We start from the raw sequence: 25,925 nt of genomic DNA, 5'->3' as shown, positions 1-25,925 counted from the left end.
CAGTGTCAGGGGCGGTTCGCCGTGGGTGTGCGGATCAGTGGGACGGACTCGATGAGCCGCCGGGTATAGGGATGCTCGGGTGCGGTGACCACGCGACGGGTCGGGCCGTCCTCGACGATGGTGCCCCGGTTGAGGACGACGAGCCGATCGCTCATCGCGGCGAGAGAACCGATGTCGTGGGAGATCACGAGCATCGCGATATCGCTCCCCCGGCGATCGCGCAGCGCGATGAGGGCCTGGACGACCCGGTCGCGGCTCGCCGCGTCCAGAGCGCTCACGGGTTCGTCGAGGACCAGGAGTCTCGGCTGCACGACGAGGGCGCGGGCGATCGCGGCGCGCTGCCGTTGCCCTCCGGACAGGCCCGCGGGCAGCCGGGAGATGAGATCGTCGTCGAGGCCGACCGCGTCGAGCGCCTCCGCCAAGCGGCGCTCCGCCTCCCCCGCGGGGAATCGCGCGATGCGCAGGCCCTCGGCGATCGAGTCGACGACGCGCACACCGGGATCGAGGGAGCGCAGCGGGTCCTGGAAAACGTACTGGACGGCGCCCGAACGGCGCCACGCCCGCAGCGCCCGCCCCCGGAGCCGGGTGACGTCCACCCCCGCCACGCGGATGCTGCCTGCGGAGGTATCCGCAGTGCGCAGCACGGTTCGTGCGATGGTCGTCTTGCCGGATCCGGATTCGCCGACGACACCGACCACCTCGCCGGCGCGGACGCGCAGCGAGACGCCGTCGAGGATGCGGGCGCCATCGTATTCCACCCGGATCCCGTCGAGTTCGAGAGCATTCATCCCAGATACCTCTCCAGACCGTAGGCCGCGTGCGCGGCGAGAAGTTCGCGGGTGTAGGGGTGGCCGGGAGCCCGGAGCACACGGTTCACCGCCCCCGCCTCGACGACGCGGCCGTCGCGGAACACCTGCACCCGGTCGCAGACCTGGGCGACGACCGCGAGGTCGTGCGAGACGAGGACGAGCGCGAGTGAACGCTCCGCACGCAATCGGGCGAGCAGCTCGAGGATCTCAGCCTGCACCGTGACGTCCAGTGCCGTGGTCGCCTCATCGGCGATGAGGACCGCGGGATCGGCGGCGAGCGCCATCGCGATCAGGACGCGCTGGAGCATCCCGCCCGAGAGCTGCGCAACCCGCTGCCGGAGGACGAGGTCGACCCGGCGGATGCCGAGGTCGTCGAGGAGCTCCCGGGCCTTCTCCCGTGCCTGTCGCGCGGGGACGCCGACGGTGACGCGCAGGGTCTCCTGAAGTTGGGCCCCGATCGGGATCGCGGGGTGCAGATAGGAGGCGGGGTCCTGGAACACGGCGGCGATGCGAGTGCCGCGCACCGTGCGCCAGAGTCGCTCCGGGGCGTGGGTGAAGTCGTCGCCACCGATACGGACGGATCCGCCGGTCACCTCCAATCCTTCGGGGAGGATCCCGAGCAGAGCCCGGCAGCTGAGGGTCTTGCCGCTGCCGGACTCCCCCACGATGCCGAGGGATTCGCCGGGGTGGACGTCCACGGAGACGCCGTGGACGAGTTCGACGCCCTCGCTCGTCGCGATGCGCAGATCCTCGACGGACGCCGCGACGGGGCGGATCGTGGATGCCTCGTCGAACGATGGTGCGGGACCGGGGCCCGCGGCGAGCGCGACAGGGGGCGTCTCCGCCGGCGCCGTGCGGGCCGGTGCGGTGCGCACTCGGGTGTCAGACATGGGTCTTCTCCGTGGTTCGGGTTCGACGCGGCACCGCTTCCGCTCCGAGAGCGTCTCGGGCGGCATCGGCGAGCAGGTTGAGGGACGCGACCGTGAGGATGATCGCGAGAGCGGGCGCGAGCGGGCCGAGCGGCCGCTGGCTGAGATAGCCGAGGTCGCTCGCGAGCATCCCTCCCCATGTCGGATCGGGCGGTTGCACACCGATGCCGAGGAAAGTGAGGGAAGCGACCGTGAGCAGGGCGCTTCCCAGCGCGGAGATGCCCGCGACGACGAGGTTCGGAGCGACCTGACGCGAGACGTGCCGGGTGAGCACCCACCAGGCGGAAGCACCGAGCAGTGCCGATGCCTCGACGTAGGGCGATTCGCGCACCCGTAATGTCGCGGCGCGGGCCACGCGGAAGAATCCGGGCGCGATCAGGATGCCGATCGCGAGAGTCGCCTGGATGAGGCCATTGCCCAGCAGAGCGGCGAACACGATCGCGAAGAGGATGAACGGCAGGGACAGCAGCGCGTCGACGGCGCGAAGTGCCAGCCATTCGCCGACCCGCGGCGCGAATGCGCTCAGCGCACCGGGGACGGCACCGACGAGGAGACCGATGAGTGCGGCGCCGACGGCGCTGAGCAGAGATGCCGGTGCCCCGGCGAAGAGCCGCGACAGCACGTCCCGCCCGAGGTAGTCGGTTCCGAACAGGTGCGCGGGCGTCGGGTTCTGCAGGGCGATCGCGGTGTTCTGCGCGAGCGGGTCGTACGGCGCGAGCGCAGGGCCGGCGACCGCGAGCACGAGCACGCCGAGCAGCAGCAGGAGCGAGATCCGCAGCGTCCATCCGGAGTCCCACAGGCGGGAGAGGGCGTTCATGCGGCGCTCCGAACGGTCCCGCTGGTACGGGAGATGACGATGTTGATGCTCACGCCGATGATGACGACCATCGCGATCGTGACGAGGAGCACGCCCTGGACCACGGGGATGTCCCCCTGCAGCGCCGAGCGGTTCGCGAGCTGCCCGAGTCCGGGCATCCCGAAGATCATCTCGGTGATCACGGCTCCGCCGATGAGTCGCGGGGTCTGGACCGCGAGCACCGCGAGCGCGGGCGCCGCGGCGATCGGCAGCGCGTGCCGCCAGATGATCCGCGACGGCCCCAGGCCGTGCACCCGTGCGCCGGTGATGAAGTTCTCCCGCAGCGTGCCGACGAGCGATGTGCGCAGCTGCCGGGCGATGTCCGCGCTGGCGTCGAGGCTGAGCGCGAGCGACGGCAGCACGAGGCAGCTCAGCCACCCGATGATGCTCTGCTGCGGCGGGACGTATCCGGCCACCGGGAAGATCGGGATCGCGTAGGCGAAGAGCAGGATCAGGGCGATCGCCGCGACGAAGGCGGGAACGGTGGCGGAGACCGTGCTCAGCAGGGTGACTGCCCGGTCGATGATGCTGCCGCGGTTGACGGCGGCGAGCACCCCGCCGGCGAAACCGAAGACGAGTGCGAGCAGGATCGCCCCGCCGGCGATCGACAGGCTCACGGGGAATGCCTGCGCGATGCTCTGGGACACGGGGATCGTGGTGAACCAGCTGTTGCCGAGGTCGCCGGTCAGCGCGCCGGCGATCCAATCGAGGTAGCGCAGGAGAAACGGCCGGTCGAGTCCGAAGACCGCGTTGAGACGATCGACGTCCTCCTGCGTGGCGACCTCTCCCAGCGCGACGGCCGCCGGGTTCGATCCGCTTGCGGCGCCCAGGGCGAACGTCGCGAACGTCGCGAGGACGAACACGGTGACCGCGGTGCCGAGCGATGTGAGGACGAGGCGGACGACCGGCCATGCGCGTCGGGCGACCCGCGTTTCCTCCTCCTCCGGCGCCGGGGGCGCCACGGTCACGGTGGTCATCCGATCAGCCCTCCACCTTCACGTCTTCCCAGCGCTGCACGTCGAGCCAGTGCTGGATGCCGGTGATGCGGTCATCGTGGATGAGGATGCGCGGCCAGCTGAACAGGAAGGTGTTCGGCTGCAGCTCGACGCCGATCGCGACGGCATCCTGCAGGCGCTGCGCGTACTCGGGGTCATCGGTCGGGGTGGCCCGAGCGATGTCGATCGCCTCGGTGAGCGCGTCCGGCGTCTGGCGCCCCAGGTTCATCAGTCCCTCAGGGCCGTAGAGCACCTCGAGCGCCTGCAACGGCGACTGGCGTCCCGAGTAGCTGTCGAGAACCAGCGGGTAGGTGCGCTGCACGTAGTTCTGCGATGCCGCGGAGGCGGACTGCACGTTCAACGTCACGCGGATGCCGGCCTCGGCCCACTGCGCCTGCAGCAGCTCGGCGAGCGCCGTGTCGTCCTCGGCGAGCATGAGCGAGATGTCGATGCCGTCGGGATGGCCGGCCTCGGAGAGAAGCGCCTTCGCCGCCGGGATGTCGTGGGGGTAGAGGTCGTCGAGGTCCTCGTTGTACGCGACGTACCCGTCGGGGAACGGCTGCCAGTTCGGTGTGCCGTGCCCGAAGTAGATCGCATCGACGAGCGCTTGACGATCGGTCGCGTGGCTGATGGCCTGCAGCACCCGCTGGTCGTCGAAGGGCGCGACCGTGGAGTCGACGTCGAGGGCCCGCACGGTCAATGCCTTGATCTCTTCGACGTCCAGGCCGGCGTTCTCCGCCGCCTGCGCCTGCGAGGCCGGGATGATCGAGACGTCCCACTGCCCGGATGTGATGCCGGCGACTGCCGTGGTGTCATCCGCGACGGGCACGACGTCGAGCTCGTCGATGAAGATGCGATCGGCGTCCCAGTACTCGTCGTTCTTCTCGAGGGCGGCGTGCGCGTTGGGCACGTACTCGGTCAGGGCGAACGGCCCGGCGCCCGCGGGCTGGGTGGCCAGCGACTCGACGTCATCGAAGGCGGCGGGGTTCACGATGAAACCGGTCTTGCCGGCGAAGAGGTAGGGCACCTGGTAGTCGGTCTGGTCGAGGTGGACGGTGACGGTGTGCGCATCGATCTCCTCGACCCCGGTGACGATGCGCAGCTGACCGGCGAGCGTGGAGTTCTCCTGGTTCTGACCGCGCTCGATGTTCAAACGCACGGATTCGGACGTCACGGGAGATCCGTCGCTGAAGGTCGCATCCTCGCGCAGGTGGAAGGTCACCGCGGTTCCCTCCTCGTTGTACTCCCAGGTCTCGGCGAGCCCCGGAACCGGCTCGCCCGCGGGATCGAGTTGCGTGAGGCCGTCGTAGACGAGGGCGAGGGCGTGCGTGTCCCACCCGGCGATCGACGTCACGGGATCCCAGCTCGTCGGCAGGCGCCACCCCCAGGTGAGCGATGTGCCGGTGTCGCTGCCGGTCGAGCCCGATGATGCCGTCGCGCAACCGGTGAGAGCGAGGGCGGCGACGGTCAGCGCGGCGAACGGTGCGAGGCGGTTTCGTGGAGTCATGGATGCGAACGTAGGGCCGCTGCAGACCCGCGCAACAGGGATGACGATGCGGGACGACACGGATCGAAACAGTTCGACACATCGGTGACTCGGGCCGCCCTCGCCCCAGAACATGGACCGCATGAGCACCGATTTCTCCCCCTCCGCCCTCTGGCCGGCCGAGCGCGTGCGCGGCACGATCGCCCTCGTCACGGGACGCGGCGAGCGCGCCCCCGTCTACGAGCGCTTCGGCCGGCGCCTGAGCGCCGATGGGTACTCGGTCGCCGTCTTCGAGGGCGATGCGGAGGCCGCGGCATCCTGGCTCGGCATCGTCGAGGGCGGCGTGCGCGTGCTCGCCGGCTCCGATGCCGGTGCGTCGTCGGTGCTGCGGGTGCTCGCGCAGGGTGCGACGGCGGATGCTGCGATCATCGCGGGCCTCGTCGTCGATCTCGCCGACGCACCCGATGATGCTCAGCGCACGGCCTGCCCGCTGCATCTCGGGGTTCTGGCCACCGACGCCGCCCGATCGTCGCACAGCGTCTCCGATTCCCTGCCGGATGCTGCGGACCTGGCCGCGATCGGTGTGCCGGTGATCGCGTTCCAGGGCGGCGCCGATCCGGTTTCTCCGTTCGAGGAGGCGGTCGAGGCACTGCGCGCGGTCCCCGATCTCACTCTCCACGAGACGGTCGACGGTCTGCACGATGCCCTCAACGACGCCTCGCACCGCAGTGTGGCGGCGACCATCGTGCTGTGGCTGGAGCGGTTGCGCACGGGCGATCCGCGCGCACTGATCGTGCAGCCGGTCCCGGTCGGTGCACGGTCGCCGGAGTTCACGGCGTGAGTGCGTTCTCCACCGCTCAGGTGCAGACCGGCTATGACGCCGCCGTCCCGCAGAACAGCGCGGTGCCTCCGATCCACCAGACCGCCGCATACGAATTCGCCTCACTCGCCGATGCGGCCGATGTCTTCGCGCTTCGCACCCCGGGGAATCTCTACAGCCGCAGCGCGAGTCCCACGCAGCTCATCCTGGAGGAGCGCGTCGCCGCTCTCGAGGGCGGTGCATCGGCCGCCGCTGTCGCCTCCGGACAGGCCGCGGTCGCCCTGACGCTGCTGGCCCTCGTCGGTCGCGGCGGGCATGTCGTCGCCGCCGAGCAGCTCTACGGAGGAACGGTCGATCTGCTGCAGGACACGCTCGCGGATCTCCGCATCCCGGTCACCTTCGTCGATCAGGACGACACGGATGCCTGGCGCCAGGCGATCCGCCCCGAGACGCGCGTCCTGTTCGCCGAATCCGTCGCGAACCCCATCGCGCAGGTTCTCGATTTCCGCGCCATCGCCGACATCGCGCAGGGAGCGGGCATTCCCCTCGTGATCGACAACACGGTCGGCACGCCCTATCTCGTGCGCCCTGTCGAGCACGGCGCAGACTTCGTGGTGCACTCCGCGACGAAGTTCCTCGCCGGACACGGGTCCTCGCTCGGCGGCGTGGTCGTGGATCTCGGCACGTTCGACTTCGGCGCGGAGCCCGAGAAGTGGCCGCAGTTCACCCGCCCCTATCCGCGTTTCGGCGATCTTGTGCTGCAGGAGCGCTTCGGCATCGGCCGGGCGTTCGTCCCGCTGTTCAAGACCAAGTACGTGCATGATCTCGGACCTTCCCTGTCGCCGTTCAACGCGTGGCAGATCCTGCAGGGCATCGAGACGCTCGATCTTCGCGTCGCCCGCCAATCGGCGACGGCGTTGATCCTCGCGGAACACCTCGCGCAGCATCCGAAGATCGCCGCCGTCCATCACCCGGGTTTGGCGGACAACCCCTGGCACGGCCTCGCCCAGCGCTATCTGCCGCACGGCGCCCCTTCGGTGTTCTCCGTCGATCTCGTCGGCGCAGAAGAGGCCTTCCCGCACCCGCGCGTGGCGACCGTCATCGACGCTCTCGAGGTGTTCCGGCTCGTCGCGAACATCGGCGATGCACGCAGCCTCGTCAACCACCCGGCATCCATGACGCACTCGCACCTGAGCGCCGAGCAGCGCGCCGCCGCCGGGATCTCCCTCAACACCATTCGGCTCAGCGCGGGGCTGGAAGATCCCGCCGACCTGATCGCCGACCTCGACCGCGCTCTCGCGCACGCCTGACCTCTGGAGAATCATGGGCATCAATCTCGGATACTGGACCCCCGTCTACGGTGGTTTCCTGCGCAACGTCACGGATGAGGGGCGGATGGCCGCGACCTGGGAGCATATCCGCGAGGTCTCGGTGAAGGCCGACCGGCTCGGATTCCACACCACGCTCGTCCCCGAGCTGTACCTCAACGACCGCAAGGGCGTGGAGGCTCCGAGCCTGGAGGCCTGGTCGCTGTCCGCCGCGATCCTTGCCGTCACCGATCACCTGCGCGTGATGACCGCCGTCCGCCCGGGCTTCCACCTTCCCGCGGTGCTCGCCAAGACCGTCTCCACGCTCGACACGATCGCCCCGGGACGCATCGCCCTCAATGTCGTCGCCGCCTGGTGGGCGGAGGAGGCTCGCCAGTTCGGCGGCGACTTCCCCGCGCACGATGCCCGCTACGACCAGGCGCGCGAGTTCGTCGAGGTGCTCGAGGGCCTCTGGTCATCGACCCCGTTTTCCTACGCCGGCGAGCACTACCGACTCGAAGGCACGATCGTCGAGCCCAAGCCCTCCGCCGCGCCGATCGTCTTCGCCGGAGGCGAGAGCGATGCCGGCCGCGAGGCGATCGCGAATTTCGCCGGCGCCTACGTCATGCACGGCGGCACCCTCGACGAAGCCCGCCGCAACGTCGCCGACATGAACGCTCGCTCCGAACGCATCCACGGCCGTCCCATCGCCGAGTTCGGGATGCCGGCCTACGTCATCGTCCGAGACACCGAGGCCGAGGCGCTGCGCGAGCTGGAGCGCATCACGACCGTCGATCAGAACTCTCCCGGCTACGCATCGTTCGAGCAGTTCCGCGCGAACTCGCACCTCTCGCTCGAGGTCAGCCGCCGCGAATACTCCGTCGGAACCCGCGGTCTGCGCCCCAACCTCGTCGGAACCGCCGAGCAGGTCGCCGAGCGGATCGCCGAATACGCGGATGCCGGAATCGATCTGCTGCTCATCCAGGCGTCGCCCCTGGATGAGGAGCTCGATCGCATCGCCGAGCAGGTCTTCCCGCTCGTCCCGCAGGAGGCGCTGTCATCTGCTCTACGCTGAGATCATGACTGGTCTTCGGTGGGGAATCCTGGCAACGGGCGGCATCGCCCATGCATTCGCGTCCGATCTGCGCACCGCGGGTCTGGACCTCGTTGCGGTCGGCTCACGGTCGCAGGCATCCGCCGATGCCTTCGCCGAGAAGTTCGGCATCGCTCGCGCCCACGGCTCATACGAGTCGCTGGTCGCGGACCCCGATGTCGATATCGTCTACGTCGCGACGCCGCATCCGATGCACCACGCCGATGCCCGACTCGCCCTCGAGAACGGCAAGCACGTCCTCGTCGAGAAGGCCTTCACCGTCAACCGTGCCGAGGCCGACGACCTCCAGCGCCTCGCCGCCGAGCGCGGCCTCATGGCGATGGAGGCCATGTGGACACGGTACCTGCCGCACATGGTCCGCATCCGTGAGATCCTCGCCGCCGGTGCTCTCGGTGAGATCCGCGCGGTGATGGCCGATCACACGCAGCTGCTGCCTTCCGACCCCGCGCACCGTCTCAACGCGCTGGAGCTCGGCGGCGGGGCCCTGCTCGACCTCGGCATCTACCCCCTGTCGTTCGTCTGGGATGTGCTCGGCGCCCCCGTGAGCGTGCAGGCCAGCGCCCGTCTGATCGAGACGGGTGCCGACGCCGAGATCGCGACCGTCATGACGCACGCCGGCGGCGCGGTCTCCACGACGCTGTCCTCCTCGCGCGCCGCAGGCCCCAACACCGCGACGATCATCGGAACCGAGGCGCGCATCGAGATCGATCGCGTCTGGTACTGCCCGACGGGCTTCCGCCTCGTCGGTCCCGATGGCGAGGTCCGCGAGAGCTATGAATCGCACGTCGAGGGCCGCGGCATGCAGTACCAGGCCTTCGCCGCCGAGGGAGCGGTGCTCCATGGCGACCCGGCCGGCGGATCGCTCGCCCTGCCCATCTCCGAGAGCGTCGCGATCATGGGTCTGCTCGACGAGATCCGCACCCAGATCGGGGTCCGCTACCCCTCCGAGGTGTCGAGCGATGACTGACAACGCCGACGCCCGCGTGGCGGTCTACCTCGACTTCGACAACATCGTCATCAGCTGGTACGACCGCGTGCACGGCCGCAACGCCTACAGCAAGGACCGCCAGCGCATCAGCGAGAACCCCGACGACCCCGAGATCGCCGAGAGGCTCGCGCAGGCGGTGATCGGGGTCGGCTCGATCATCGATTACGCCGCGTCCTTCGGCACGCTCGTGCTCACCCGCGCCTACGCCGATTGGTCCTCGCCCGTCAACGCCGACTACCGCTCGCAGCTCGTGGCCCGCGCCATCGATCTCGTGCAGTTGTTCCCCGCGGCGGCGTACGCGAAGAACGGCGCCGACATCCGCCTCGCGGTGGATGCCGTGGAAGACATGTTCCGCCTGCCCGATCTCACGCACGTGGTGATCGTCGCCGGCGACAGCGACTACGTCCCCCTCGCCCAGCGCTGCAAGCGCCTCGGGCGCTACGTGATCGGCGTGGGCGTCGCCGGCTCCACGGCGAAGTCCCTCGCCGCGGCGGTCGATGAGTTCACCTCCTACGACTCGCTCCCCGGCATCCGTCGCCCCACCGTGCAGAAGCCCGCCGCGGCCAAGCCCGCAGCGAAGAAGACGGCGGACAAGCCCGCAGCGGCGGAAGCCGCGAAGAAGACGGATGCCGCGGCCCCCGCCGCGGCGAAGGCGAAGACCGCCGACGCGGCCAAGAAGGAGCCGGCGAAGAAGACGGCGGCCACGGGCGCCGCTGCGAAGAAGGCACCGGCGAAGGCCGCACCGACCAAGAAGGAGGAGGCGGGATCCTCCATCCCGAAGACGCCCGAGCAGACCGAAGCGACCGCCCTCCTGGAGCGCGCACTGGGGCTCGGCCATGAGAAGAGCGACGGCGACGACTGGCTGCACAGCTCGACGATCAAGAACCTCATGAAGCGCATGGACCCGGCGTTCAACGAGAAGCCCCTGGGGTACAAGTCCTTCTCCGACTTCCTGAAGTCGCGGGACAAACTGGCCGAGCTCAACACCGACGCGCAGACCCACATGGTGCGCCTGCGCAACCGCTGACATGCAGCATGTTCCCCGCTCGCCGTACGCGCGCGCCCTGGGCAGTCGCCTCGACGAGCTGCACCCCCGTCTGCGCTCCTACTTCTCGCCGTTGCCCGAGGGCTGCATCGGCGTCGGCGAGGGCGTCTTCCGGCGGGTCGGCACACCGCGGCGCTGGCTGTGGCGCTTCCTGAAGCCGCTGCATGATCGTGGTGTCGTCTATGCGGGCTGGCAGATGGCGGTTCCCTTCCGCATCACGAACCGGCTCGTCTCGACACGCCTGGTCGGCGAGCGCGATTTCCTCATCCCGGGACAGGAGTGGCGTATGAGCGACGCCGTCTCCCTGACGCCGCACGGGCGCATCGTGGATGAACTGGGTGAGCCCTCGATCGTCGCGGCGAGCTTCGATGTGGATGTGGACGACGGGGCGCTGATGCTCACGAGCCACCGCGTCGGCGTCCGGCTGGGGCGACGGCGCATCCGGGTCCCCCGAGCACTGTCCCCCGTCATCCGGCTGCGCGAGAGCTTCGATGATGCGAGCGATCGGCAGCGCGTGGCCGTCACGATCGACATGCCGCTGCTCGGCCGCATCTACGAATACAGCGGAGATTTCACCTACCGGATCGAGGAGGACGCATGACTGAGGGACGAATCGTCCTGGGCGGTTCCTCCGGTTTCATGGGACGCCACCTGCAGGAGAAGTATCGGGCCGCCGGGCGCGAGGTCGTCACGATCTCCCGGTCGGGGGCGGATCTCACCTGGCAGGACCAGGCCGGAATCGATGCGGCCGTCGATGGCGCCTCCCTCGTGATCGGGCTCGCGGGCAAGAGCGTCAACTGCCGCTACACCCCGGAGAACCGGGCCGAGATCTTCCGCTCCCGGCTGCAGACGACATCAGCTCTCAGCCGGGCGATCGCTGCAGCGCAGCATCCGCCCGCACTGTGGGTCAACTCCTCGACGGCGACGATCTACCGCCACGCCGAGGACCATCCCCAGACCGAGTCGACCGGCGAGATCGGCACGGGATTCTCCGTCGAGGTCGCGAAGGCCTGGGAAGAGGCCCTCTTCGCGGATGACCTGCCCCGCACCCGCCGCGTGGCGCTGCGCAGCACGATCGTCCTCGGAGACGGTGGCGTTCTCGGGCCCCTCCGAGGCCTCGCCCGGCTCGGGCTGGGCGGTGCTCAGCACGACGGATGGTGGCCCGTCTCCCGCGCCCGCCGCGAAGCGGGAACCGCTCACCTTCCCGGCGCGCGCCGCGGAGCCCAGAAGTTCAGCTGGGTTCATCTCGATGACGTCGTCCGGATCATCGACTTCCTCGAAGAGCACCCCGAGCTGGAGGGCCCGATCAACGCGGCGGCTCCCCATCCGGTCGACAACCGGTCGTTCATGGCCGCTGTGCGGCGCACGCTCGGCACACCTTTCGGCCCGCCGATGCCGCGCTGGATGCTGGAGATCGGTGCGATCGGGATCCACACCGAGACGGAGCTCATCTTGAAGAGCCGATGGGTGCTCCCCGAGACGCTCACCGACGCCGGCTTCGTCTTCTCATACCCGACCCTGGATGCGGCCCTCGCCGATTCCTTCGGCCGCCCCGGAACGACCGCTTAGTCGTTCGCCGATTCGTCTCGCTTGCGCTTGGCGATCTCCTCGCGCAAGCGCCACTCCTCGATCTCGCGGTCGAGGTCGGCGATCTGCTGCTCGGTCGTGCGGGTGTCGGCGGACGCGGCTTGCGTCGGCGCCGCCGTGCGCGCCGGACGCGCCTCCCGCCTCGGGACGCGCGGCAGGCGGATACCGCCCTCGCCGTACTCGCGGCCGACAGCGAACCACAGCACGCTGCCGATGAAGGGCAGGAGGATAACCAGCAGCAGCCAGACCATCTTCGGCAGGTGCTTGACCTGTGACTGGTCGCGGGTGATGAGATCGATCAGCGCCGCGATCGTCACGGCGAAGATGAGAATCGAGAGCAGCGGCATGACTTCAGAGTAGATCAGGGTCGCTAGATTGGGCTGATGACTTTCCTCGTCGAGCCCGCGCCCGTCACGCTCACCGGTTCCCTCGTGGAGCTGCGGCCGTTGTCGGCCGAGCATCACGACGGTCTCGTCGAAGCCGTTCAGGAGGAAGACCTCTGGCAGACGGCCTGGTACACCTCTGTTCCCGCCCCTGACAAGGTGCGCGATGAGATCGCCCGCCGGCTCGCTTTGAGCGAGAAGGGCGAGATAGTGCCGTTCACCGCGGTCGATGCATCCGGGCGGATCATCGGGATGACGAGCTTCTACGATCTCGATGGCCTCGTCCCCCGGTTGCACATCGGTTACACCTGGAACCGGCCCTCCGCGCACGGCACGGGGACCAACGCCGAGTCCAAGCTCCTGCTCATGCAGCATGCCTTCGAGACCCTCGGCGTGTACCGCGTGGGTTTGACGACGCAGTGGGTCAACCACCAGTCGCGCACGGCCATCGAAAGGCTCGGGGCGAAGCAGGACGGCGTGATGCGTGCGATCACCCGCTATCGAAACGGAGCGCTGCGCGACAGCGTCGAGTACTCGGTGCTCGAGCCCGAGTGGCCCGCCGTCCGCGCCACGATCGAAGGACGCCTCGCACGCCGACGCTGACGATGCCGCCCGGGGAACGTCCCGGGCGGCATCGTCGGGCGTATCGGGTCAGCCCTCGTAGGTGAGCCCGAATCCGTAGGGGAAGAGCGCGCCGTCGGCCGTCTCGTCGTACCCCGGAGTGTCGGGGTTCTGCTCGATCACAGCGGCGGCCGTGCCGGCCAGCGCGAAGGGCAGACGTCCCTGCGGGGCGAAGTCGCCGGAGACGATGTCCATGAGCGCCGTCGTGGAGTTTCCGAAGTTGGCCATCACGGCTCCGGCATCGCGCAGGCCACTGGCCTCGTCGAGGACGAAGGGCTGACGGAAGTAGATGTCGAGGATCGTGTTCTCCGCACCGACCTCATCCATCACCTTCTGCACGACGTCGAGGGCGGGGGTCACCTCCCAGGAATCGGCGCCGGACATTCCCGTGAAGTCGATCACGCTCGACTCCCACGGGAACGAGCCGCCGAAGCGCAGACCGGTATCCGTGCACTTCTCAGCGCCCGCGGCGACGCAGGCGTCGCCCGCCCCGTAGAGACTCGCCCCATCGAGGCCCGTGACGCCATCGATGACGCTGGGGTTGACGTGCACCGGGTTGAGGCCGGTCCCCGGGTCATCGCTCGCATAGGTATCGGTCCCCACGTTGCGCGCGGTCATCGAGACGAGGGCGACATCGGCATCGGCTGCCGTGCGCGACTCCTCCGGGTCGTTCCCGTCGATAAAGGCGAAACCGGATGCCTCGACCGCTGCCGCATCGACGTTGCCGAGCACGTAGATGGTCTCGTCCCCGCCCAGCGGCAGGAGCCCGTCGGAGTTCTGGAGGAGGACGGTCGACTTCCGCTGCAGGTCGATCGCCGTCTCCCGGTGCGCATCGCTGCCGATCGTGGCATCCGCCAGCTCTGCGTCGACATAGGGGTTCTCGAAGAGCCCCATGTCGAACATCGGCGCGAGCAACCGCTCCGCCGCGAGCGTCACGCGATCCTCGGTGATGAGTTCCTCATCGACGAGGTCCGTGATGGTGGCGACATCGTGGAAGCCGGAGAGCGTGTCGGTTCCGCTGTTGATGGCGGCAGCCACGCGCTCGGGCACGGTCGCGTCCTCCAGGCCCCGCGCGCGGTCGTTGATGATGCCGGTGTCGGAGTTCACGTAGCCCGTGAAGCCCATCTGATCGCGCAGCAGACCGTTGACGACCTGGTCGGAGAACGCCATGCCGACCTCGTCGTAGTCCACGCCCTCATAGGTGACGTCGACGGGCACGCCGTAGTACGGCATGATCGACGAGACACCCGCGTCGATCGCGGCCTCGAACGGCGCGAGGTGGTATCCGAAAGCGTCGCCCGGATAGACCTGTGCCTTACCGAACGAATAGTGCGGGTCCAGGCCCAGATCCTGCGGCCCACCGCCCGGGAAGTGCTTCATCGTCAGCGCAACCGAGGTATCGGGGCTCAGGGAGTTTCCATCCTCACCCACCTCGCCCTGCAGGGATTCGACGAGCTGGCGGGCGATGTTGGCGCCGAGATCGGCATCCTCGGTGAACGTCTCGTGCGTGCGGTACCAGCGGGGCTCGGTCGAGAGATCGGCCATGTAGCCGTACATGCCGCGCAGTCCGATCGAGGCCCATTCATCGCCCATGACCGTTGCGAACTCGTCGACGACCGTCATATCGCCGTCCGTCGCTTCACCGGTGGCGAGCGCCTGCTCTCCGAGGGCTGCGGCAGCGATGCCGGCTTCCTTCCGGAAGGCCGCGAACGCCCCGGCGGACTCGTTGATGCCCGCTCGCGCCTGCGGGTCGATGTGATTTCGCGCGTTGGACTTGTAGAGCACGGGGATCCCGAGACGGGTCGCCTCGCTCTGCTCCTGAACCTGATTCATGAACTCGGCGGCCTCGGACGGCGTGACGACCACATTCGTCGCGAAGCCGCCCTCACCCGCCTCGCAGGCTTCCCGCTCCCCCGCATCGACGACGTTGCGGAAGATGAACCGATGCATGAGCTGCTCGCCGATGTAGTCATCGGCGAGCTCCGGAACCGTGCCGAAGGTGTTCGAATCGACATCGCACGAGGCGTTGAGCGTGTCGATCAGCATGAGCCCGGCCTTCTCCTCGAGCGTCATCTGGCCGACGAGGTCGGCGACACGGTCCTCGACCGGGAGGCGCCAGTCCTCATAGCGATCGAGCTGATCGTTCGCGTTGAGGTCCTTGAACTCGGTGCCGTCGACGGTGATGATCTCCTTCACCCGCGACTCGAGGTCGGCCGCGTCGGGGGTGTCATCCGCGGCGGTGCATCCGGTGAGGACGAGACCGACGGGCAGAGCGAGCGCGACGAAAGCCGTCGCGCGTCTCCGGATTCCCGGGGAGGAAAAACGCATGGGAAGTTCTCCTTCGAACTGGGCAGCATACGGATCAGCATCCGAATGCCCTCAGCCTCAGGGAGCGTCATCACAGCAGCAAACGATTGCCGCCAGTTGCCCCTGTGCCCATCGACGGCCGAGCCCAGCCGGCACGAATGCGGCAACAGGCGACAAACGGATGCCACTGCTGCTCACCCCGTGCCGGTGTCCGGGCACACAAAAGCCCGCTGGGAGGCCGAAGCATCCCAGCGGGCTCGATGAAGCTCTGGCGTCAGTGCGCCGACGGGCCGCCGTCCCAGTTGTCGGCGCGACGCGTCGCGCTACCGCGTTCGCGCATGATCCATGCCATCGACAGGGTGACGGCCGTGAGGCCTGCGCAGAACATGAGCGCTTCGAAGCCCTCGATGTCGAATGCGTATCCCATCAGCAGGAGCCCGCCGAGGAACAGGACCAAGAAGATGATGAAGCTGAAGATCACGGCTGCCTCCTGTAGTGAATGCTCAGTCCAGGATACCCGGATGAGAAGCCCCGCGCCCGCCATGCCATGCTCGCGCGATATCGCCCGTATCGCGGCTGATCCCGGTTCCGATCACCATGCCGATCGCGATCGCGAACACTCCGCCGATCGTCTGCAGCAGGGCTCCCCCGCCGCCGGACGCGCCGACCACCGTTTCGCTCAGACCGATGAAGCCGAGCGTTCCCGGCACCATCATCCAGTAGGCGCAGGTGAGCATCACCGCGGGCTGCGGGGCACGGGCGATATGCGAGACGAGGTAGATCGTCGGCACGGCGATGAGCGCCCCCACGAGTCCGGACAGCGTGGCTCCGAGAAGCATGTGCCCCAGGAGCTGGCCCGCATAGGCGATGCTCAGCGCGAACAGGATCCACAGCAGTGACCCCCTCGGCGCGACGGAGTACAGGTAATAGCCCACGGCGACGAGCACGATCCCCGCCCACGGCGCCCACGCACCCAGCCGATCGCCAGAAGACGTGTGCGGGTGGGAGATCCCCGTGACCACGATGCCCAGATACAGCCCGAATGCGAGCAGAGCCAGAGTCGCGAACCCGTAGAGCAGACGGCTCGCCCCGGCGATGATCTGGCCGTTCGTCAGCTCGACGGTGGCGATCGTGAGCGTGAGCCCGGGAAGCAGACTGGCGATCGCCGGCGTCACCAGGCTCAGCATGCTCTGGCTCGCCATCTCCGGGGCGACCAGGCCGGATCCGACCGTGACCGCGAAGGCCGCGACCACGGGAAGGACCAGCGCCAACGTGCTCACGCGCGACCCCAGCAGCACCAGCAGCCCCACGAGCAACCCCGACGCGGCATACAGCGGAAGAGCCGGCAGGGTGGGGCTCAGCACGAGCCCGAAACCGACGGTGAGCAGCACATGCCCCAGCAGAGACGCCCAGAATCCGAATCGCGGTGGCGTGCGGGCGATCTCGCCGATCTCGGCGGCCACGTCACCCGGCGGCGTCATCTCGGCCACAGCCCGGTGGATCAGCCTCTCGATCGCATCGACCTGGTCGAGGCGCAGCGGTTTCTGGTTCGCGTCGAAGACCGATGTCGTGACGGGCTCCGACCGCGGATCCTCGATCAGCACCAGGGTCGGCAGCACGATGACGCGCAGCTCCGTGTTGCCGTAGGTCGCCGCCAACGACTTCAGGGATGCCGCGACCTCGTTCGTCGGTTGGGAGCCCGCGAGCAGCATCCGCCCGAGAACTCCCAGCATTCCGACCAGCTGCGCATGCTGCTCACCGGTCGGAGCGGCGACATCGCTCGTCTTCAGGACGGCGAGCGCGCGTTGCACGCGTGTGCGCCGAAGATCCATTCCACTCCCCCTCGATATCGGCCGGACGGATCACATGAGCTTCGTCGACTGCAGCATCTTCTCCATCTTGCCGTTCACCCCGATCAGCGGCTTGCGCAGCAGCAGTCCCAGCAGGAGCATCGGCAGCACGAAGGCCAGCAACAGGAGCACCGAGATCCAGTAGTCGCCCTGGTAGATGCCCGCCAGCGCCGCGCGGAACGCATCGATCGAGTGGGTTCCCGGCAGGAACGGACTGACGTTCTGGAACCACTGCGGCAGGAGCGCGAGCGGATACGCGCCACCGGCACCCGCGACCTGGATCACCAGAAGGAACACCGCCAGCGCCTTACCGGCATCGCTGAACGAGACGACGAGCGTGTAGATGACGAACGTGAAGACGAGCGAGGTCACCCATCCGACGAGCATGAACAGGAACGGATGCACCGGCTCGAGCCCGACGATGAAGATGTTCCCGAGGAAGACCAGCGTGCTCTGCATGAGCCCCAGCACCGCGAAGAGGCCGTAGCGTCCGAGGAACTGCTGGTGCAGCTGCAGCTTCGGCTCCGTGTCGTCCTTCCGCTCCGCCGGAGCCACGCGCAGCGTGACGCACAGCAGCAGCGCTCCGACCCACAGCGACAGGGTGGAGTACAGCGGAGCCATGCCCGCGCCGAAGCTCACCACGGGGTACACCGGGATGCGGTCCAGACCGATCGGCTGCGACAGCGCGGTCGCCAGAACCGAAGGGTTCGATCCGATGATCTTGCTGATCTCGCCGAAGTCGCCCGAGTCGATCGCCTTCGAGAGGAGCCCGGCGACGCGGTCGGCCTCATCCGCGGCATCCCCCAGTGCGCTGGCCAGCTCTCCGTTCTCGGTCGCGGCGTTCGTGAGCATCTCCGTCACGCCGCTCGCGGTCGAGCCGAGTCCGGCGACGTCGGAGGCGATGCCGCCCAGGCCCGAACTCACCGCGGTGAGGGTCTGGGCCAGTTCGTCCAGGGTGGGCTTCACATCGTTTGTGAACACCGCACCCGCGTTGTCGAGCGCCGACTGCGCCCCGACGATCCGCTGATCGATGTCCGAGCGGAACTGCTGTACATCGGCGTTGCCCTGCACGACGGCATCCGCTTCCTGCTGAAGCCTCGCCTGCAGATCCCGCTCTTCCGCGAGTGCCGTATCGAGGCTCTCGAGCACGGCCTCGAAAGAGGGGATGTCCTCCTCCGGCAGGTTCGGCTGCACGTCCTCGACGAGACGCGCGCGCAGCTCCTCGTGCCGCTCGATGAGCGTGCCGAGATCATCGACCAGGACGCCGATCGAGTTCGTGGTGGTCGTCGCCCCGGCGTCGAGCCCGGAGAATACCCGGTCCACTGCCGAGGAGAACTCGCCCAGCTGCGTGGATCCTGCTTGGAACGCCGCGGCGAGCAGCTCGCTCGCCCGGATGATCGCCTGGTCCGCATCGGCTGCGGCCGTGAGCCCGTCCTGCACGGTGCCGGTCGCCGACGAGAACTCGCTCTCGACGGTGCCGAGAAGGCTCGCGCCGCCCTCGACCAGGGGAACGCTCGCCTCGAGGATGCCGGTGAACATCGTCGCCGTGCCCGACGCTGCGCGCAACTGAACGGCCACACTGCTGATGTGCGCCTCGATCCGCACGAATGCCGCCTCAGATGCGGGGCTGCCGAGGTTCTTCGCGATGGAGGAGACCAGGCTCAAGGCAATATCGCTGAGTTCCTTCATGAACTGCGAATTGATCTTCGCCGTGAGGTCGTCCGCGCCCTCGCTGGTGATCAGCGGCGCGAGCGGATTCGACTTGTCGTTCGTGTAGTAGTCGATCTGCGTCTGCTTCGACCCTGCCGTGTAGAACGTCAGCATTCGCTCGCTGAAGTCCTTCGGCAGGACCATCGCCGCGTAGTACTCCCCCGATTCGGTCCCGGCGATGGCATCCTCCTTCGTCGTGATGACCCAATCGAGCTGGTCATTGGCGCGAAGCGCCGACTCGACGAGGCTGCCGACGTTCATGTGGAGCGGGATCAGCGGGCTCGTGTACCCCTCGTCGACGCTCGCGACGGCGACCTTGAGGTTCTTCGTGTTGTCGAACGGCTCCCAGCTGCCGATCACGTTCAGCCAGGTGAACGCCGAAGGGATCACGACGAGACCGCACAGCACGATGACCGCCATCACACTGCTGGTCGCTCGACGCAGATCAGACCGGAACTGCTGCCAGATGCCCCTCATCGCTTCGACTCCAATTCCGCCAGCTCCTCGCGCAGTCTCTCTTCGGGCATGTCCCCCACCTCAGCCGACAGCCGCAGCGTGTACCGGATGTATTCGAGCGCGACCAGCGCGATGAAAACGAGGATCAACCACAGGATCCACAGGCCGACGAACTCGATCTTGGCGCTCGGCACCAGCATCGACAGGGCCGCGAGGATCAGCATCCCCGCGATTCCGACAGCCACGATCCCGTTACGGATGCTGCGATACGAGCGGGCGAACGGCCGCGCGCGCTTCTCGAGCCGCTCGTTGTACCGGGCGCGGTCGGCGAGGGCGCGGAGGACGTGGTTGACGCGGTAGCCGCGCCCCGTCGGCGCGCCGTCCTCGCTCGTGAACAGCTCCGTGTCGCGCACCTGCGTCGTGAACAGCCGGGTGACGTTCGCAAAATGCCGACGGAGCACGAGCCCGAGGAAGAACGCCAGCGCGGCGAAGACCGCCAGCATGCCCATGTAGCGCCAGTACGCCATCCCCGCGAACCCGCTGATCACCTCGCGCATTGCGTCGATGCCGTAGGTGAAGGGGAAGAAGGGGTACAGCGACTGGAAGAACTCCGGCATGAGCTGGATCGGATAGATGCCGGAGGCTCCGGGGATCTGCATGATCACGAGCACCACCGCCAAGCCCTTGCCGACGTAGCCGAAGGTGACCGACAGCGCGTAGATGACGCTGAGATACGCCAGGCCGATGAGTATCGGAGTGACGGTGAAGGCGAACACGTTGACGTGCTGCACGCCGATCATGAGGTTTCCGATGCTGAGGACGATCGCCTGCAGAACAGCGATGCATGCGAACAGCGACCAGCGACCCATGTACTTCTGACGCTCCGTGAGATCGGGGATCTCGTCCTCATCGACATCGAGACGGAGGATCACCACGAGCACGAAGGCCCCGATCCACAGCGACAGATTGATGAACAGCGCCCCCATGAGCGATCCGTAGGCCGGCGTCGGGAAGATCGTGTGCTGGTCGACCTTCACGGGAGTCGCCAGGAAAGCGGCGATCTGCTCCGGATCGAGGTTCGTCAACGCCTCGAGGTCCTGGAACAGGGCGACGCCGCCGAGGGTCTGCAGATCGGAGATCGCGACGGACATATCGCCCTCGACGGCGGCGAGGCTCTCATCGAGGCTCCCCAGAGCGGTCGCCGTCTGGGCGAGCTGCTGGTCGAGTCCCTGGATCAGCACCGCGGACTGTCCGAGGATCGCCTGCTGCGCTTGGACAGCGGCGAGGATCGCACTGGATGCTGCACTCACGCGTCCGACGGCTTCGAGCGCGCCGGACGCGGCCTGCCCCACCTCGGCCGATCCGATCACATAGCCGGTCGTCGCCTCGCCCGCCAGGCGCAGCAGCTCGCTCTGCGCGCTCGCGGCGAGCGCGTTCACATCGGTGAGCGTCGTCTGCGCATCACCGAGGACGACGTCGATTTCACCGAAGACGCCCTCACTGCGCTGCAGCCCCGCACGGGCGTCGCTGATCTTGCCCTCCAGCGCGCCCAGCGTCCCGCGTGTCTGGGCGATCACCGCGGATACCGCCTGCAGATCGCTGATGACCTGGGACTCGGCAGCCGCGAGGTCCTCCTCGGCCACTTCACCGCCCTCGCGGATCGCGGTGGCGACGGTTTCGGCGACCTGCTGCGTGAAGGCATCCGTGACCTGCGTCTGCAGGGTCGTGGCGCCGGTATCGGTGATCTCCGGTGCGACGCCGTTCTCCTTCTCGTTCACGTAGTAGAGGAGCTTCGGCTGGGTGAAGTCGCCGGTGGTGATGCTGAGTAGATCGGCGGAGAAGGTCGCCGGCACGACGAAGGCGGCGAAGCTCTCGCCGCTGTGCACGGAGTCCATCGCTGCTTCCTCCGAGAGGAAGTGCCAGCCGAGGTCGTCGTTATCCTTCAGTTTCGCGACGAGCTGGTCGCCGACGTTGATCTCGCCCACGAGCGAATTCGATGCGCCCTCATCGAGATTGACGACCGCAATGCTCAGATCCTTCGTGTTGTCGAAGGGATTCCAGAATGCCGTGATGTTGAACCAGGCGTACAGAGAGGGGGTGATGAGCGCTCCGCCGATGATCACTAATGCAAGAGGAACTCGCACAAGACGCTTCACATCGCGTTTGAGAACTCGCCAAACATTCCTCATTCAATCGCCCCTCAACGCATCCGGTCTTTCTCAGCACTTCTGCGCACTACCCTAGTGGCAGAAATATTCTTCGGTCGCCGGCGTGCAGAAAAAGCCGACCGAATTCGGCGCGCGTGCATGGATAGACTGACTCCGCCCGCGGCCGTCCAGCGTTGAGAGGGATTCTGTTGTCACACACCACCATGCATCTGCTGGGGATCGGTCTAGCGGTTCTCTCGGCCGGGGCCTTGTCATTCGGCAATTTTTGGCAGGCAAAAGGCGTCATGGTCGCCACCGCGAATACGGGCAGCCGGAAACTGTTCCTCACCATGCTGCGCACTCCCATCTGGTTGCTCGGCACAGCCTTCTACGGCATAGCGATCCTGCTGCAGATCTCCAGCCTCGCCTTCGCGCCGCTCATGCTCGTTCAGCCCATCGGCATCCTCGCCCTCGTCTTCGCCGTCTTCCTCGGAGCGAAGGCGACCGGAACGATGCCCACGCGCGGCATCTACCGCGCGGTATCGCTCAGCCTGATCGGCGTCGTCGCGTATGTGATCATCGCCTCGCAGGTGAGCAAGCAGAAGGCCATCACGGATGCCGAGCTCATCGGCATCCTCATCGCACTGTGCGTCGCGCTCGTGCTCGCCGGCGCTGTCTTCCTCATCGGCAAGGCGACCTCGCGTCTGACGCCGATCATCTATGTGCTGTTCGGCGGTCTCTTCTCCGCCTTCGTCGCAGCTCTCGGGAAGACCGTGATCCTGCGGGTGCAGGCCGACTTCGCCGGGCACAGCTTCCGCCTGGACGGCGAAGGCATCCTGACGCTGTTCTGCCTCCTCGGCGTCGGCGTCGCATCGGGCCTGTCCATCTATTTCGTGCAGAAGGCATACACGTGCAATCCCTCGGATGTCGTCGTCGCCGGCACCACCGTCATCGACCCCGCCGTCTCCGTCTTCATCGGCATCGTGATCCTGCATGAGGCGACGAACGCACCCATCTGGTCGCTCCTCGCGATCGCCGCAGCCGGAATCATCGCGACGATCGGCGTCTTCCTCCTCGCTCGCGAAGAGGGCGCCGCAGAGGATTCCCCCGCACCGACGGCAAAAGAGTAGGCGCCACCTTCTCGGGTGACGCCTACTCCCCTGAACGCAGGTGCTGGGGTCAGCCTGCGAGCGAGGGCTTCAGGGCCTTGAGCCCCTTGGCCAGCTGAGCGAATTCGTCCTGCTTGCGCGCGACGAACTCGAGTGCCTGACGGCCGGTTTCGACGAGGTCCAGACCGAGCTCGCCGACCGCTTCGAACTTGTGGCTGCAGTCGCCGGCGAGGCCGCCCTCGAGGGACAGCTTGCTGATCAGGTCGAGCTTGAGGATCTCGGTGCCCTCCTTGAAGCTCATCTTCTCGAAGTCGACCCAGACGATGTTGGGACGGTTGGTCGAGCTGAAGACGTAGCGCTTGTTGGTGAGGTCGAGCACGACCTGCCAGATCGTCTGCGAGGCGTCCGGCTTGCCGGGCTCCGGTGTGCGGAAGGGCTGCGCGGCGTTGCGGATGATGCTGAACATCGCCGCCATCGCCTGCAGCTGGGTCTTCGGCTGCACCTGGTGCTCCACATAGTACGAGGCACGGGCGAAGCGGTCGGATGCCAGGGTCGAGCCGGGAAGCGGCTTCTCGCCTCCGAGACCGTCGATCTCCTTGACGAGCTCGAGCTGCTTGTCGAAGGTCGGGGAGTTCGTCATGACCTTGTAATCACGGCTGTGATAGACATCGGCCTTGCCATCCGTGTACTCGATGATCGCCGAATCCCCGGTCGCATCGTTCAGCGCGAGGTGCAGCGCCGGCACCATGTGTCCGGTCGGGTCGAAGAGCTGCGCGATGCGCACATCGTTCGCCGTGGTCCACTCCACTGCTTCCGCGACCGTCGCGAAATTGTCGAGGTAGTACTGTAGCCAGACCGACTGGCTCAGCTGCAGGTCGGATTCCTCCGGCTTGCCATAATTCGATTCCGCCAGCCACAGGATGTGTCCGGCGAGGCCTTCCTCATTCATGCCGTCCGTGGCGATCAGGTCGAATGCGGTCGCAATGACGCTGCCGTATTTGGACGTCCACGTGAGCTTTCCGTTGGCGCCGTCCTTGCGCTCGATTCCTCGTGGCATCTTCCACAGGTTGGTGAGCAGATCCATGTGGAAATCCATGTTTCGGCCGACGATGACTGCGCCATTCGCATCGGGCCAAAGTACTCGTGTGCACATGTGTTGGGATCCCTTTCTTCTGATGCTGCGGGAACGCAGCGTCAAGTGGTCGTGAAAATTTTCATGCGGCAACAGGCCGCGAGAACTGCTGTGCGCGGTTCCACGGCATCTGCGGTAGTGCGATGACGGATGCCCCGACGAAGCAGAGCGCACCGATGAACGTTCCCCAATTGGCGATTCCGGCATTCTTCGTGGAACCGTCATTCAGGATGAACGCTCCCACCGCCGAGACTCCGAACGCGATGCAGCCGATCATGTTGACATGCGCGGACCACCATCCGGGTTGCTTCGGCCCCCAGAGAGTATCTTCATCCCGGTAGAAGGCCACGTAGACGAAGAACGCGCTGATGAGGAAGGCCGCTGAGCCGCCGGCATCCGGATTCCAGACGAAATGCTTCTCGACGGCAACGCTCTTCGCAGTGAGCGCCGTGGTCGTGCTCACGTTGAAGAGGATGGTGCCGAAGCTCTGGGTGGCGGCCGCCAACCATTCAGCGCGGAATGCCCTGCCCTGCCCCTCGCCCAAACGCACCGTCGCATCCCCGCTGAGGAAAAGCTGGAAGAGACCGGCGGTCGTGAAGAACCAGGCGCCGATGAAGCACACCCAGTTCGTGAACGCGACGCTCCCGAATCCCCAGATCGACGCGGCCGATCCGATCGCGAAGAGCGAGCCTCCGATGATGAAGTAGATGCTCTGCTTGGTGAGAGTCGGTGTGAGGAAGGGCGCTTTCGCGCTGTGCATCGTGGTCATCGATGATTCCGTTCGGGTCGGCTGCCACCGGTGGTGGGCGCCGATACACGACGCCCACCACCAGGGCACTCAGTCATCAGTGCGCGAAGGCCGTCCGCTTCGCCTCACGGGGAAGCGGCGAGTCCAGGCTCTGTAGGAATGCGACTTCTTCCTTGATCGCGGTCAGCAGCGTGCCGGCGAGGTCCTTACTGAGGTCCGAGCGGACGACGATGCGCTGCACGATCATGTCGGCGATGTCATCGGGCATCGGGTAGGCCGGAACGAGCCAGCCGCGCATGCGAAGTCGGTCGGCCAGGTCGTGGAGGTCCCAGTTGCGCTCCCCCCCGGTCAAGCGCCAGGCGAACACGGGAATCGTGTCGCCCTTGCTGATGAGCTCGAAGTCCGGCAGCTTCGCGATCTCGGAGGACAGGTAGGTTGCGACGTCGATCGAGCCCTGCTGGATCGCCGTGTAGCCCTCGCGGCCCAGGCGGAGGAACTGGTAGTACTGCAGGAGAACCTGTGCGCCCGGGCGCGAGAAGTTGAGCGCGAGGGTCGGCATGTCGCCCCCGAGGTAGCTGACGTGGAAGATCAGCGTCTCCGGGCAGACGGCCTTGTTGCGCCAGACGACCCAGCCGACACCCGGGTAGACGAGCCCGTACTTGTGTCCGGAGGTGCTGATGGAGTTGACCCGGTCGACGCGGAAGTCCCACTCGAGGTCGGGCTGGCAGAACGGTGCCACCATGCCGCCGGACGCACCATCGACGTGGATCTTCACGTCGATGCCCGTGTTGGCCTGGATCTCATCGAGCTTGGCCGCGATCTCCTTGACCGGCTCGTACAGGCCGGTGTAGGTCTGGCCGAGAATCGCGACGACACCAATCGTGTTCTCGTCGACGTACTTCTCGAGCTCGAAGCCGTCGAGCACGAGGTGATCCTCGGTGACCGGCACGTAGCGGGCTTCAACATCCCAGTAGTTGCAGAACTTCTCCCAGACGACCTGGACGCCGGCGGAGAGGATGAGGTTCGGCTTCTCGGTCGACTTGCCCTCGGCCTTGCGGCGCTCCTGCCACAGGCGCTTGAGCGCGAGTCCGCCGAGCATGCAGGCTTCGGAGGACCCGATGGTCGACGTGCCGATCGTGTCATCCGGGTTCGGGACGTTCCACAGGTCTGCGATGATCCGCCAACAGCGGTCCTCGATCTCCGCCGTCGCCGGGTACTCGTCCTTGTCGATCATGTTCTTGTCGGCTGCTTCGACATACAGCTTCTGCGCGTTCTGGTCCATCCACGTCGAGACGAACGTGGCGAGGTTCAGACGGGAGTTGCCATCGAGCATCGCCGAGTCGTGCACGATCTGATAGGCCGTGTCCGACTCCATCATGCTGGTGGGCATTTTGAACTTGGGGAGAACGGATGCCTCTCCGGGGCGTGTGAAGACCGGGGCGAGTTCGACCGAAGCTTCGGAGCTCTGCTCGGAGGCGATGCGGAAACGTTCTGACATGAGTATTCCTCTCGGGAATGACAGCGGG

23 protein-coding genes are annotated in these 25,925 nt (G+C 67.1%); 9 read left to right on the top strand and 14 right to left on the bottom strand.

What is annotated here, in order from left to right; all coding sequences use genetic code 11:
- Window positions 1-5: 5 nt before the first annotated feature.
- The 5 genes from Q0Z66_RS07905 to Q0Z66_RS07885 are packed head-to-tail and all read right to left on the bottom strand — an operon-like array spanning window position 6 to window position 5,096.
- A complete protein-coding gene (locus Q0Z66_RS07905; RefSeq protein ID WP_298039911.1) occupies window positions 6-788 on the bottom strand; it encodes an ABC transporter ATP-binding protein in 783 nt (260 codons plus the stop codon).
- On the bottom strand, window positions 785-1,699 hold the full coding sequence (locus Q0Z66_RS07900; RefSeq protein ID WP_298039909.1) for an ABC transporter ATP-binding protein: 915 nt from the start codon (window positions 1,697-1,699) through the stop codon (window positions 785-787). The genes Q0Z66_RS07905 and Q0Z66_RS07900 overlap by 4 nt, the downstream gene beginning before the upstream one ends.
- Window positions 1,692-2,555, bottom strand: a complete 864-nt coding sequence (locus Q0Z66_RS07895) for an ABC transporter permease (protein WP_298039907.1) — start codon at window positions 2,553-2,555, stop codon at window positions 1,692-1,694. The genes Q0Z66_RS07900 and Q0Z66_RS07895 overlap by 8 nt, the downstream gene beginning before the upstream one ends.
- Window positions 2,552-3,571 (bottom strand): ABC transporter permease, encoded by a 1,020-nt coding sequence (locus tag Q0Z66_RS07890; protein WP_298039905.1) that lies wholly within the window; start codon window positions 3,569-3,571, stop codon window positions 2,552-2,554. Before Q0Z66_RS07890 ends, Q0Z66_RS07895 begins: the two co-directional genes overlap by 4 nt.
- A gap of 4 nt (window positions 3,572-3,575) precedes the next feature.
- Complete coding sequence (locus Q0Z66_RS07885; protein WP_298039903.1) at window positions 3,576-5,096, bottom strand: ABC transporter substrate-binding protein; 1,521 nt, start codon at window positions 5,094-5,096, stop codon at window positions 3,576-3,578.
- Between the two features lie 121 nt (window positions 5,097-5,217).
- On the opposite strand from Q0Z66_RS07885, the gene Q0Z66_RS07880 reads away from it, so the two are divergent.
- From Q0Z66_RS07880 to Q0Z66_RS07850, 7 genes are read left to right on the top strand one after another with little or no spacing between them, the layout of a single operon-like run.
- The gene (locus Q0Z66_RS07880) at window positions 5,218-5,916 is read left to right on the top strand and encodes a hypothetical protein (protein WP_298039901.1); all 699 of its coding nucleotides are present in this window, start codon (window positions 5,218-5,220) and stop codon (window positions 5,914-5,916) included.
- Window positions 5,913-7,205 carry a PLP-dependent transferase gene (locus Q0Z66_RS07875; protein WP_298039898.1) on the top strand — a complete coding sequence of 431 codons (1,293 nt, stop codon included), beginning with the start codon at window positions 5,913-5,915 and terminating at the stop codon, window positions 7,203-7,205. The genes Q0Z66_RS07880 and Q0Z66_RS07875 overlap by 4 nt, the downstream gene beginning before the upstream one ends.
- A gap of 13 nt (window positions 7,206-7,218) precedes the next feature.
- Window positions 7,219-8,277, top strand: coding sequence for an LLM class flavin-dependent oxidoreductase (locus tag Q0Z66_RS07870; protein ID WP_298039896.1), 1,059 nt, complete (start codon window positions 7,219-7,221; stop codon window positions 8,275-8,277).
- Between the two features lie 4 nt (window positions 8,278-8,281).
- Window positions 8,282-9,283, top strand: coding sequence for a Gfo/Idh/MocA family oxidoreductase (locus Q0Z66_RS07865; RefSeq protein ID WP_298039894.1), 1,002 nt, complete (start codon window positions 8,282-8,284; stop codon window positions 9,281-9,283).
- Window positions 9,276-10,331: an NYN domain-containing protein gene (locus tag Q0Z66_RS07860; RefSeq protein ID WP_298039890.1), complete on the top strand. Its 1,056-nt coding sequence runs from the start codon at window positions 9,276-9,278 to the stop codon at window positions 10,329-10,331. Before Q0Z66_RS07865 ends, Q0Z66_RS07860 begins: the two co-directional genes overlap by 8 nt.
- 1 nt (window position 10,332) lies before the next feature.
- Window positions 10,333-10,950 carry a DUF4166 domain-containing protein gene (locus tag Q0Z66_RS07855; RefSeq protein ID WP_298039886.1) on the top strand — a complete coding sequence of 206 codons (618 nt, stop codon included), beginning with the start codon at window positions 10,333-10,335 and terminating at the stop codon, window positions 10,948-10,950.
- A complete protein-coding gene (locus Q0Z66_RS07850) occupies window positions 10,947-11,918 on the top strand; it encodes a DUF1731 domain-containing protein (protein WP_298039884.1) in 972 nt (323 codons plus the stop codon). The genes Q0Z66_RS07855 and Q0Z66_RS07850 overlap by 4 nt, the downstream gene beginning before the upstream one ends.
- Here Q0Z66_RS07850 and Q0Z66_RS07845 read toward each other — a convergent pair.
- Window positions 11,915-12,283 carry a PLD nuclease N-terminal domain-containing protein gene (locus Q0Z66_RS07845; RefSeq protein WP_298039881.1) on the bottom strand — a complete coding sequence of 123 codons (369 nt, stop codon included), beginning with the start codon at window positions 12,281-12,283 and terminating at the stop codon, window positions 11,915-11,917. The two genes, Q0Z66_RS07850 and Q0Z66_RS07845, sit on opposite strands and share 4 nt — an antisense overlap.
- Before the next feature lie 36 nt (window positions 12,284-12,319).
- Here Q0Z66_RS07845 and Q0Z66_RS07840 point away from each other — a divergent pair, with 36 nt between their 5' ends.
- The gene (locus Q0Z66_RS07840; RefSeq protein WP_298039878.1) at window positions 12,320-12,922 is read left to right on the top strand and encodes a GNAT family N-acetyltransferase; all 603 of its coding nucleotides are present in this window, start codon (window positions 12,320-12,322) and stop codon (window positions 12,920-12,922) included.
- A 48-nt stretch (window positions 12,923-12,970) separates the two neighbouring features.
- Here Q0Z66_RS07840 and Q0Z66_RS07835 read toward each other — a convergent pair whose 3' ends face one another.
- The 5 genes from Q0Z66_RS07835 to Q0Z66_RS07815 all read right to left on the bottom strand — a co-directional run bounded on the left by Q0Z66_RS07835 (window position 12,971) and on the right by Q0Z66_RS07815 (window position 21,452).
- Window positions 12,971-15,268 carry a glycoside hydrolase family 3 N-terminal domain-containing protein gene (locus Q0Z66_RS07835; protein WP_298039876.1) on the bottom strand — a complete coding sequence of 766 codons (2,298 nt, stop codon included), beginning with the start codon at window positions 15,266-15,268 and terminating at the stop codon, window positions 12,971-12,973.
- A gap of 253 nt (window positions 15,269-15,521) precedes the next feature.
- Window positions 15,522-15,728: a hypothetical protein gene (locus Q0Z66_RS07830; protein WP_298039873.1), complete on the bottom strand. Its 207-nt coding sequence runs from the start codon at window positions 15,726-15,728 to the stop codon at window positions 15,522-15,524.
- 22 nt (window positions 15,729-15,750) lie between these two features.
- Window positions 15,751-17,079, bottom strand: coding sequence for a threonine/serine exporter family protein (locus Q0Z66_RS07825; RefSeq protein WP_298039871.1), 1,329 nt, complete (start codon window positions 17,077-17,079; stop codon window positions 15,751-15,753).
- A gap of 30 nt (window positions 17,080-17,109) precedes the next feature.
- On the bottom strand, window positions 17,110-19,284 hold the full coding sequence (locus Q0Z66_RS07820) for a YhgE/Pip domain-containing protein (protein WP_298039868.1): 2,175 nt from the start codon (window positions 19,282-19,284) through the stop codon (window positions 17,110-17,112).
- Window positions 19,281-21,452: a YhgE/Pip domain-containing protein gene (locus Q0Z66_RS07815; protein WP_298039866.1), complete on the bottom strand. Its 2,172-nt coding sequence runs from the start codon at window positions 21,450-21,452 to the stop codon at window positions 19,281-19,283. Before Q0Z66_RS07815 ends, Q0Z66_RS07820 begins: the two co-directional genes overlap by 4 nt.
- A gap of 263 nt (window positions 21,453-21,715) precedes the next feature.
- On the opposite strand from Q0Z66_RS07815, the gene Q0Z66_RS07810 reads away from it, so the two are divergent.
- Window positions 21,716-22,540 (top strand): multidrug DMT transporter permease, encoded by an 825-nt coding sequence (locus tag Q0Z66_RS07810; protein ID WP_298039863.1) that lies wholly within the window; start codon window positions 21,716-21,718, stop codon window positions 22,538-22,540.
- Window positions 22,541-22,589: 49 nt separating this feature from the next.
- On the opposite strand, the gene Q0Z66_RS07805 is transcribed toward Q0Z66_RS07810, so the two are convergent.
- The 3 genes from Q0Z66_RS07805 to Q0Z66_RS07795 all read right to left on the bottom strand — a co-directional run bounded on the left by Q0Z66_RS07805 (window position 22,590) and on the right by Q0Z66_RS07795 (window position 25,897).
- Entirely contained in the window at window positions 22,590-23,672 is a 1,083-nt protein-coding gene (locus tag Q0Z66_RS07805; RefSeq protein WP_298039860.1) for a linear amide C-N hydrolase, read from the bottom strand.
- 61 nt (window positions 23,673-23,733) lie between these two features.
- The gene (locus tag Q0Z66_RS07800; protein WP_298039857.1) at window positions 23,734-24,420 is read right to left on the bottom strand and encodes a hypothetical protein; all 687 of its coding nucleotides are present in this window, start codon (window positions 24,418-24,420) and stop codon (window positions 23,734-23,736) included.
- A 76-nt stretch (window positions 24,421-24,496) separates the two neighbouring features.
- Window positions 24,497-25,897 (bottom strand): glutamate decarboxylase, encoded by a 1,401-nt coding sequence (locus Q0Z66_RS07795; RefSeq protein ID WP_298039854.1) that lies wholly within the window; start codon window positions 25,895-25,897, stop codon window positions 24,497-24,499.
- Between the last annotated feature and the right edge of the window lie 28 nt (window positions 25,898-25,925).

This window comes from uncultured Microbacterium sp., from assembly GCF_947632095.1.
Taxonomy (GTDB): domain Bacteria; phylum Actinomycetota; class Actinomycetes; order Actinomycetales; family Microbacteriaceae; genus Microbacterium.
The sequence above is the reverse complement of the archived record's forward strand: the minus strand, read 5'-3'. Positions and strand labels throughout refer to the sequence as shown.

Bases quoted from the DNA above. Each gene is read 5' to 3' on its own strand.
- Q0Z66_RS07905 (WP_298039911.1), bottom strand. From the start codon at position 788: ATGAATGCTCTCGAACTCGACGGGATCCGGGTGGAATACGATGGCGCC.
- Q0Z66_RS07900 (WP_298039909.1), bottom strand. From the start codon at position 1,699: ATGTCTGACACCCGAGTGCGCACCGCACCGGCCCGCACGGCGCCGGCG.
- Q0Z66_RS07895 (WP_298039907.1), bottom strand. From the start codon at position 2,555: ATGAACGCCCTCTCCCGCCTGTGGGACTCCGGATGGACGCTGCGGATC.
- Q0Z66_RS07890 (WP_298039905.1), bottom strand. From the start codon at position 3,571: ATGACCACCGTGACCGTGGCGCCCCCGGCGCCGGAGGAGGAGGAAACG.
- Q0Z66_RS07885 (WP_298039903.1), bottom strand. From the start codon at position 5,096: ATGACTCCACGAAACCGCCTCGCACCGTTCGCCGCGCTGACCGTCGCC.
- Q0Z66_RS07880 (WP_298039901.1), top strand. From the start codon at position 5,218: ATGAGCACCGATTTCTCCCCCTCCGCCCTCTGGCCGGCCGAGCGCGTG.
- Q0Z66_RS07870 (WP_298039896.1), top strand. From the start codon at position 7,219: ATGGGCATCAATCTCGGATACTGGACCCCCGTCTACGGTGGTTTCCTG.
- Q0Z66_RS07865 (WP_298039894.1), top strand. From the start codon at position 8,282: ATGACTGGTCTTCGGTGGGGAATCCTGGCAACGGGCGGCATCGCCCAT.
- Q0Z66_RS07860 (WP_298039890.1), top strand. From the start codon at position 9,276: ATGACTGACAACGCCGACGCCCGCGTGGCGGTCTACCTCGACTTCGAC.
- Q0Z66_RS07855 (WP_298039886.1), top strand. From the start codon at position 10,333: ATGCAGCATGTTCCCCGCTCGCCGTACGCGCGCGCCCTGGGCAGTCGC.
- Q0Z66_RS07850 (WP_298039884.1), top strand. From the start codon at position 10,947: ATGACTGAGGGACGAATCGTCCTGGGCGGTTCCTCCGGTTTCATGGGA.
- Q0Z66_RS07845 (WP_298039881.1), bottom strand. From the start codon at position 12,283: ATGCCGCTGCTCTCGATTCTCATCTTCGCCGTGACGATCGCGGCGCTG.
- Q0Z66_RS07840 (WP_298039878.1), top strand. From the start codon at position 12,320: ATGACTTTCCTCGTCGAGCCCGCGCCCGTCACGCTCACCGGTTCCCTC.
- Q0Z66_RS07835 (WP_298039876.1), bottom strand. From the start codon at position 15,268: ATGCGTTTTTCCTCCCCGGGAATCCGGAGACGCGCGACGGCTTTCGTC.
- Q0Z66_RS07825 (WP_298039871.1), bottom strand. From the start codon at position 17,079: ATGGATCTTCGGCGCACACGCGTGCAACGCGCGCTCGCCGTCCTGAAG.
- Q0Z66_RS07820 (WP_298039868.1), bottom strand. From the start codon at position 19,284: ATGAGGGGCATCTGGCAGCAGTTCCGGTCTGATCTGCGTCGAGCGACC.
- Q0Z66_RS07815 (WP_298039866.1), bottom strand. From the start codon at position 21,452: ATGAGGAATGTTTGGCGAGTTCTCAAACGCGATGTGAAGCGTCTTGTG.
- Q0Z66_RS07810 (WP_298039863.1), top strand. From the start codon at position 21,716: ATGGTCGCCACCGCGAATACGGGCAGCCGGAAACTGTTCCTCACCATG.
- Q0Z66_RS07805 (WP_298039860.1), bottom strand. From the start codon at position 23,672: ATGTGCACACGAGTACTTTGGCCCGATGCGAATGGCGCAGTCATCGTC.
- Q0Z66_RS07800 (WP_298039857.1), bottom strand. From the start codon at position 24,420: ATGACCACGATGCACAGCGCGAAAGCGCCCTTCCTCACACCGACTCTC.
- Q0Z66_RS07795 (WP_298039854.1), bottom strand. From the start codon at position 25,897: ATGTCAGAACGTTTCCGCATCGCCTCCGAGCAGAGCTCCGAAGCTTCG.